This window comes from uncultured Lutibacter sp. (assembly GCF_937891065.1).
GTDB lineage: Bacteria > Bacteroidota > Bacteroidia > Flavobacteriales > Flavobacteriaceae > Lutibacter.
In genome coordinates this window covers 1-7,846 of sequence record NZ_CALAEQ010000150.1, presented here as the reverse complement: position 1 = coordinate 7,846, position 7,846 = coordinate 1, and the positions used below count along the sequence as shown (strand labels likewise).

Genomic DNA, 7,846 nt, shown 5'->3' with positions numbered 1-7,846 from the left:
CCACAAAATAATATCCCAAAAATACCTTCTTCAATAATTTACACAGGAAAAGCATTACAATATATAGCTCCTTATTTAGCTACAAAATTTGCTATAAAATTATTTAGAACTCCAATCAGATTTAAAACTCCTGAGCGTGAAAAAATGATGGCCAATAGCGCTCAAAAAGAATTATTATTTATTCCTGAATTAAATAAACAGGTAATGGTTTATACGTACGGTTATTCCAAAAGAAAAGTTTTATTAGTACACGGCTGGTCAGGTAGAGGAACTCAATTGTATAAAATTGCAGATACATTATTAGAAAATGGATTTATGACTATTAGTTTTGATGGACCCGCACATGGTGATTCTACAGGAAAAACCACTATGATGAACGAATTTGTAACTGCCTCAAAAGCAATTGAAGAAAAATACGGTCCTTTTGAAATTGCCATTGGTCATTCTTTAGGTGGTATGGCTGTAATAAATAGTATTAAACAAGGGTTGCTCTTAAAAAAAGCCATTATTATTGGCTCTGGAGACATTATTACAGATATTATCATTGATTTTGTAAATAAGTTAGAATTAAAACCTAAAATAGTTCATAAAATAAAACAAGCGTTTTATAAAAAATTTGGAGAAGATATTGACAATTATTCAGTAAACACTGTCGCAAAAAAGGTTTTAATTCCAACATTGGTAATTCATGATACTGAAGATTATGATGTTCCTGTAAGTTGTGCTCATAATATTCGTCAAAACCTACAACTAGGAGAAATTTTAATTACAAACGGTTTAGGTCACAGACGCATTTTAAAAAATAGCCTAGTTATAGATAAAATAATTGAATTTATAAATAGAAATTAAGAATATGAAAAGAATAATTTTACTTTTAGTTTTAATAATCACTTATCAAAGTTATTCTCAAGAAAAAATAAAAAACAATATGAGTAAAAAAGTTACTAAAACAGAAGAAGAATGGAAGAAAGAGTTAACACCACAACAATATTTTGTACTTCGGCAAAAAGGAACAGATGCTCCTAGTGAAGGTGGTTTAACAGCTCACTTTGAAAAAGGAACATACCTTTGCGCAGCTTGTGATGCTCAGTTATTTGAATCAAATAGTAAATTTGAATCACATTGTGGTTGGCCTTCTTTTGATGATTCCATTAAAGGAACCGTAAATTTTGTTAAAGATAAAACTCTTGGAATGATTAGAACAGAGATTATTTGTGCTTCATGTGATAGTCATTTAGGACATATTTTTGATGATGGACCTAAAGAAACTACAGGGCAACGTTACTGTGTAAATACTACTTCTATTAAATTTGTAAAAGGAGAAAAGTAATTTCTAATTTAGAAAAAATTATTAAAATGCATGAGCATTACAAGTGCTAACAAAAAAACATCGACTTTCGAGTCGATGCTTTTTGTTTTTTATATGTTATAAAGTCTATTTATTAACTCCAACTCTCCAAACTTGAGATTTAATAGTTTTTGTTGAAGCCTCCCAATCTTTTAAAGCATTGTTCCAACTACCTTCTCCATAAATCTCTTCAAATTGTTTTTTTATACCACCATCATCATCGTCCATTTCAGCCCAATTTTTTAAGTCCCAAACAATGGCAACATCTCTACCATCTCCTTCTCTAAACTCATTATCATAAATACTTATATTGCCTTCTCCCTTTTTCTCATAAGATTTACGAACTTTTTCCATAAACTCTTTAAATTTATAATATTGACCTCTTTCTAAACCAATAAACCAAAGATTTTGATATTTTGGAGCAGCTGAATCATCACTACTATAAGACAGCTTATTATTATATTTCCAGTACTCTGTTTGTCCGTATTTTGCTACTGTAGGTGAGACGTTTTTATCCCAATGCGCTCTATGAGCTTCATCATCAGGTCGATTATCTAAATCTGAAAAAGTACAAGGTCCCATTACCCAAGCGTACCAACCAGTTTCTTTTCCTGTGATAATATTATCTAATGATGCCTTATAAACACCTTCTTTGTGATATTTTGCATTGTGTTCTTTTACTGCATTTTCAAATGCTTTTTCCATACCTATCTTAGGCATTATATAGATAACTTCAGCCATTCCATAGCTTTCCTTTTCTTCTTCTTGCGCAATAGCAGTTGAAGATGTTAACATTACAAATAATAGTAACATTGTAAAAAAAATTGTTTTTGTTCTCATGATTAAATAGTGTTAGTTAGTTAATAATATATATACCAAATACATTGATATTAAATGTTAATTATTGGGGTTTAATAAAAAGGGATGATTATTGAAAAATAAAAGTTTATTGTGTAACTTTTATTACATAGCAAAGCTAATATACTAAATACTAATCTATTAAAAAAATAAAATTGATTTAAATATATAATTGACTATTTATACTAAATTAAATACCCACAAAAAAGCACCTAAAACTTAAAATTTAAGTTAAAGATGCTTTCATAAATAAACAAACAAATATTATTTTAATTTAACCGAGCATAAACTGGTTTAGGTATTGTAATTTTTGAACTATACATTTGCCAAAGTTTAAAACCTCCTGCAACATTTACCACATTTTCAATGTTATTTTGATTTAAAATTAATTCAGCTAAATAACCCCGTAAACCTCTCTGACAAAAAATAATCACTGGTTTTTCTTGATTTTTAATAAAATCTATATGATTTCTAATTTCATTTAAAGGAAAATTCATTGCATTTGGGATGGTTCCTTTTTCATACTCAGCAACAGTTCTAGAATCAATTAATAAATAATCAGATAGCTTATCATTCATAAATTTATCTTCTAATTCTTCAACAGATATTTGAACACTTTTACCATTTATAATATTCTCAGCAACAAAACTACAAACAACAATAGGGTCTTTTGCAGGTGAAAAAGGTGGTGCATAAGCCAAATCTAATTGAGATAAATCTGTAATCTTTAATTTAGCATAAATTGCTGTACTTAATACATCTACTCTTTTATCGACACCTACTTCACCAAATAATTCCGCTCCTAAAATTTCTTCTGTTTCAGGGTTGTAATACATTTCAGTAAACAAATCTTTTTGATTCGGATAATAACTTGGTGTTGAGCCAGCTACAGTTAAAATAGTTTTAAATGGAATGTTGTTTGCTATTAAATATTTTGGATTTAAACCCGTTCTTGCCAATGTATAATCAAACACTTTTACAATAGCTGTTTTGTAAGCACCTTTAAATACAATATTTTTACCAACAGCATTTGCACCAGCTGCTCTACCTCCTTTATTTGAATGTGTTCCTAATGGAAAATAGTCAAATTCATTAGTTTGTAAGTTTTTAATTGAAACATTATCTCCCGCTGCAAATACATCTTTTATAGATGTTTCCATTCTTTCATTCACTATTAATGCACCATTATCAATATGCTTAGCCCCATTTTTAAGTAATAATTCTGTGTTAGGTTTAATTCCTACACTTAAAATAACAAAATCGGTTTTTATAGCTTCTTTTCCTTCAATTTTAACTGCTATTATTTTTCCAGTTTCGTCCAATTCAAATTCTTTAACAATACTTGAAGTTAACACTTCAATTCCTTCACTTTTTAAAATTGTTTCAGCAAATTTTCCGAATTTTGGCTGCCACATATTTAAAATTTGATGATCACCTTCTATTAATGTCACCTTTTTACCAGCTTCTTGTAAATTTTCAGCAACTTCAATCCCAATTAAACCAGCTCCAATAATTGTAATATTTTTAGAAGAACTTGCCAATCCTTCCTTCATTATTTTATCAAAATCTACCATTGATCTACACGTTGACCAATTTGTTGCAAGTTTGATATTTTTAATAGGTGGAACAATAGATTTTGCTCCTGTTGTAAAAATTAACTTATCGTAACTATAATCGTTATTTTTAGAATAAACTATTTTTTTCTCAACATCTATATTAATAATTTCTTCATTTGTTTTTACGTCAATATTAAACCTATCCTTCATTAATTGTTTATCTACCACAATTAAATCGCTACGATTTTCAATAACTCCTGAAAAAGCATATGGCATACCACAAGTTGCATAACTAATATTTTCTCCTTTTTCAAAAAGCAGTATTTCTGCGTTTTCATCTTCCCTCCTAGCTTTTGCTGCTGCTGAAGGCCCCGCAGACAAACCACCAATTATTATAATTCTTTCCATTTAGTTTTCTTAAATTTTATGCAAATTTTCAACAATTTTATAAGGTACATTGTAATTATTATTACAATAACGTTTTCATTACATTACTAACTAATTTGTATGTTAAAAAACGCTTCATTATAAATTTAATTATTATTAAAATGATTTAATGGATACAAATACTATTCAGTACAATTTCTTATATTTGCATTTCTAAAAAACGAAGCGAGAACCTATGTTTAATAATTTAAGTGATAAATTAGATAAAGCCTTTCACGTACTGAAAGGACACGGAAAAATAACCGAAGTAAATGTTGCAGAAACACTAAAAGAAGTTCGTAGGGCTCTTTTAGATGCCGATGTTAACTTTAAAATAGCTAAAAACTTTACTGCTACCGTTAAGGAAAAAGCATTAGGACAAGATGTATTAACTACATTAAATCCAGGGCAATTAATGGTGAAAATTGTAAAAGATGAGTTAACTAACTTAATGGGTGGTGAAACTGTAGGAATAAATCTTTCAGGCACACCAACCGTTATATTAATGTCTGGTTTACAAGGTTCGGGTAAAACAACATTTTCAGGTAAGCTTGCTAATTTTTTAAAAACTAAAAAATCAAAACAGGTATTATTGGTTGGTTGTGATGTTTATCGTCCTGCGGCAATAAATCAACTACAAGTTGTTGGAGAACAAATTGGGGTTGAAGTATATGCAGAAATAGGAAATCAAAACCCTGTCGAAATTTCACAAAATGCCATAAAACATGCAAAAGCAACTGGTAAAAATGTTGTAATTATTGATACTGCTGGTCGTTTAGCTGTTGATGAGCAAATGATGGCTGAAATATCAAACATCCACAAAGCAGTAAATCCTCAAGAAACATTGTTTGTTGTAGATTCAATGACAGGACAAGATGCAGTTAATACTGCAAAAGCTTTTAATGATATTTTAAATTTTGATGGAGTAATCCTTACAAAATTAGATGGTGATACACGTGGTGGAGCTGCTTTATCTATAAAATCGGTTGTAAACAAACCAATTAAATTTATTGGTACTGGTGAAAAAATGGAAGCTATTGATATTTTTCATCCGAATCGTATGGCTGAACGAATATTGGGAATGGGTGATGTTGTCTCATTAGTTGAACGCGCTCAAGAACAATATGATGAAGAAGAAGCCCGTAAAATTCAAAAGAAAATTGCAAAAAATCAATTTGGTTTTGATGATTTCTTGAAGCAAATTCAGCAAATCAAAAAAATGGGGAACATGAAAGATTTAATGGGTATGATTCCTGGAGCAGGAAAAATGATGAAAGATGTAGATGTTGACGATGATGCTTTTAAAGGTATTGAAGCTATTATTCATTCAATGACACCAACTGAAAGAAGTGAACCAAATGTAATTAATGCTAATAGAAAAAAGAGAATAGCAAAAGGTTCTGGTACATCCATACAAGAAGTAAACCAATTACTGAAACAATTTACTCAAATGAGTAAAATGATGAAAATGATGCAAGGCGGTGGAAGCCGACAAATGATGCAGATGATGAAAGGAATGGGGAAATAATTTTAACAAGGTAAACAATATGTTTGCCTTTTTTTATGCAAATTTTTAAAATTTATCAGAATGATTTTATTAGATGGAAAAAAAACTTCAGCAGATTTAAAGGCTGAAATTACAGAATCAGTTAAACTATTAAAGGCTGATGGTAAAAAGACACCTCATTTAGCGGCAATATTAGTAGGAACAGATGGCGCAAGTATGACCTACGTGAATGCGAAAGTAAAAGCGTGTGAATTAGTTGGTTTTAAATCAACATTAATTGATTTACCTGAAAATACTTCTGAAGAAAAACTATTACAGGAAATAGAAAAATTAAATAACGATAGTGATATTGATGGATTTATAGTTCAATTACCATTACCAAAACATATTGAAGAACAAAAAGTATTAAATGCGGTAAATCCTGATAAAGATGTAGATGGTTTTCATCCAACAAATGTTGGTAGAATGGCTTTAGATATGCCTTGTTTTTTACCAGCTACACCATTTGGTATTTTAGAATTATTAGAACGTTACAATGTTGAAACCTCTGGTAAACATGTTGTAGTTATTGGAAGAAGCCACATAGTTGGTCGTCCAATGAGTATTTTAATGAGTCAAAAACGTAAAGCTGGTGATGCAACCGTAACTGTTGCACATAGTAGAACTAAAAATCTAAAAGAGCTTACTTTGCAAGCTGATATTATTGTAGCTGCATTGGGTATTCCTGAATTTTTAACAGGTGATATGGTAAAAGATGGTGTTACTATTATTGATGTTGGAATTACAAGAATTGAGGATACTACCAAAAAAAGTGGTTATCGTTTGGCTGGTGACGTTCATTTTGAAAGTGTAAGTCCTAAATCAGCTTATATTACACCTGTGCCAGGAGGAGTTGGACCTATGACTATCGCTATGTTAATGAAAAATACTTTATTAGCTTGTGAAAGAAAATAAGTATTAAATTTCAATATTTTTTTACTTCCATTTATGTCGCATTATCAAAACTTGTTTTTTATAGATTGTAAAATAACTTTAAAAAGAACTCAAACATATCATTCTATCCCAAATGCAACGTATAATAATTGTTTGAGATCAATTCGATACCAACTCGTTATTTAATTATAGGCTTATACATTCCTCAGTTTCAAAAATGCGCTTGGTGATTGGCCCATAATAATTTTAAATTGCCTATTAAAATTGGACATATTATTAAAACCACTTAAAAATGCAACATCTGTAATACTTTTGTTTTCCTCTTCTATTAACATTTTACATGCATTCCCTATTCTTATTTCATTTAAAAATTGAAAATATGTTTTATTTGTTATTTTTTTAAAATAACGACAAAAAGCAGCCTTATTCATATTAATTGATTTTGCAACATTGTCTAAACAAATAGATGAATCACTAAAGTTATTTATTGAAAAATCATACACTTTTTCTAGACGACCTTTAGGTAAACTTGCAACGTTTACATAACCTGCACTTGCAATAAAATCAAACTTAGTATCCATTTCTAATAAATTTAATAACTCAAAGAAAAGAGTTATCCTTTTATAGTTGTCACCTTCATTTATTTCTTGCATTAACTTAAATACCTCCTCATTATTTTTAATAGTATTAAAAACCATTCCTCTTTTCCAATTATTAAATAATTTATTTATGGATTTAAATTCTGGAATATTTTTAATCATTGCATCAATAATTTCTACAGAAAAATGAAGTACATAAGCATCTATACCATTATCTGGATTATCTTCAGAATATAATTTAGGAACAAACATGTGTGGTAAATTTGCACAAAAGAGCATAAGTGTACCTCCTTCATAAGGTATTATTTTATCCCCAACATATGCAGTTCCTGAATTTTTCACAAAATAAAGAACCTCATATTCTTTATGATGATGCCATAAACTATAAGCTTGAGGGTAAATCTTAGGGTGAATAATAAATGACTTTTGGATAGAGTGATTTATTTTATTCAACAATATTGACTTCATAATAAATTAAAATTCTGATTAATACCTACCACAATGCAAATTTTATATTACAATCTGCAAATAATCTTCTTTTTCACACTTATAAATCATAATATCTTTACGAAATCGATTTCGTTAAATATTTATCATCATCAATTTATTGAAATTTTAG

Annotated in this window: 7 protein-coding genes; 4 read left to right on the top strand and 3 right to left on the bottom strand. The window is 29.2% G+C overall.

The features are described 5' to 3' along the window. Positions 1-849 (top strand): alpha/beta hydrolase (locus Q0352_RS08400; protein WP_367274619.1); only part of this gene is annotated, 849 nt, incomplete at its 5' end. Between the two features lie 4 nt (positions 850-853). Further along, positions 854-1,330, top strand: a complete 477-nt coding sequence (msrB, locus tag Q0352_RS08395; protein WP_299526568.1) for a peptide-methionine (R)-S-oxide reductase MsrB — start codon at positions 854-856, stop codon at positions 1,328-1,330. 105 nt (positions 1,331-1,435) lie between these two features. Here the strand turns inward: msrB and Q0352_RS08390 are convergent, their stop codons facing one another. Together Q0352_RS08390 and Q0352_RS08385 are read right to left on the bottom strand one after the other, a co-directional pair. Further along, positions 1,436-2,188, bottom strand: a complete 753-nt coding sequence (locus tag Q0352_RS08390; RefSeq protein ID WP_299526566.1) for a hypothetical protein — start codon at positions 2,186-2,188, stop codon at positions 1,436-1,438. A gap of 287 nt (positions 2,189-2,475) precedes the next feature. Further along, a complete protein-coding gene (locus tag Q0352_RS08385; protein WP_299526563.1) occupies positions 2,476-4,170 on the bottom strand; it encodes an FAD-dependent oxidoreductase in 1,695 nt (564 codons plus the stop codon). A 214-nt stretch (positions 4,171-4,384) separates the two neighbouring features. Between Q0352_RS08385 and ffh the strand changes: the two genes are divergently transcribed. Together ffh and Q0352_RS08375 are read left to right on the top strand one after the other, a co-directional pair. Beyond that, complete coding sequence (gene ffh / locus Q0352_RS08380; RefSeq protein WP_299526560.1) at positions 4,385-5,716, top strand: signal recognition particle protein; 1,332 nt, start codon at positions 4,385-4,387, stop codon at positions 5,714-5,716. A gap of 60 nt (positions 5,717-5,776) precedes the next feature. Then, positions 5,777-6,649, top strand: coding sequence for a bifunctional 5,10-methylenetetrahydrofolate dehydrogenase/5,10-methenyltetrahydrofolate cyclohydrolase (locus Q0352_RS08375; protein WP_299526558.1), 873 nt, complete (start codon positions 5,777-5,779; stop codon positions 6,647-6,649). Positions 6,650-6,822: 173 nt separating this feature from the next. On the opposite strand, the gene Q0352_RS08370 is transcribed toward Q0352_RS08375, so the two are convergent. Next, complete coding sequence (locus Q0352_RS08370) at positions 6,823-7,695, bottom strand: AraC family transcriptional regulator (protein WP_299526555.1); 873 nt, start codon at positions 7,693-7,695, stop codon at positions 6,823-6,825. Between the last annotated feature and the right edge of the window lie 151 nt (positions 7,696-7,846).